Origin of the sequence: Campylobacter sp. BCW_4338, assembly GCF_001763255.1 — a bacterium.
GTDB lineage: Bacteria > Campylobacterota > Campylobacteria > Campylobacterales > Campylobacteraceae > Campylobacter_D > Campylobacter_D jejuni.
In genome coordinates, this window is record NZ_MJYJ01000058.1 from 1 (window position 1) to 905 (window position 905).

1 protein-coding gene is annotated in these 905 nt (G+C 30.2%); it reads right to left on the reverse strand.

Translation table 11 applies throughout. From position 1 onward, the window contains the following. Window positions 1-12: 12 nt before the first annotated feature. A partial coding sequence (locus AJN69_RS06220; protein WP_070290225.1) for a TNT domain-containing protein occupies window positions 13-905 on the reverse strand: 893 nt, incomplete at its 5' end.

Consider the following 905-nt stretch of genomic DNA (forward strand, 5'->3'; position numbering starts at 1 on the left):
TATCCTTTATTATTATATTTGTTTGATAAAACCTAATTGCATTAAGTTTTCTATGGAAATAGGAAGTTTAATTTGTGTTCCTCCACCTTCTTGTTCAAAGCATGGAGATATTTTACCTATCTTCGGAGAATGGAATTTGTTTTTTTCTTTTAATGTTTTAATATCTTTTTTTAATTCTTCATTCCCACTCATTCTAACCTTTCTTTCAATACTTTCCATATTAATATCTTCTGTTACTTCATATCTTTTATAGGTTTTTTGCATGGCTTCATTATCTTCATAAGGCAATGATCTTTTTTCATAAGGTATTGCTCCTTTTTTCTCTTTAAAAGGACAAACAAAGCTACCTGAATTATCTCCATATCTGTCCAGTTTCATCCCTTTTTTTAGAGTGATTTCTCTTGGTTTGGGTGGAATTTTATAACCATATTTATTAGGCCAATCAATCTCCCCATCTTCAAGAATATAATCTGAACTTCTAGGTTTTGGAGTATCTTTAGACCATATTCCATTATGTTTATAAAGATGAACTTCTTTATCACTTACCTTACCTTTTTTATTTTCATTTTCCAAATATAAAAGCATTTTTGCTTTTTCTTTGCTTTTTTGTGCCGCTCCTAATTTATCTCCTATCCCTTGCCATCTTATCCTATCATACTTAATCTTAGCAAGAGGACTAGCTTGTATTTTAGCTAAAGCAAATTTAATCTTATTGCCTTTAGGTATAGAAAGTACAGGATAGCCTTTATTACTTACTCCTATTAAGCCCATTTGATAAACGGAATATTTATTATTGATTTTATGCTTTGAATAAGTATAAGGAAATACCAAAGCAACTTTAGTACAAGGTCCTCCAGCTACTGGAGGATTTAAACATCCACTTATACTAGCTCCTTGTATTTCAT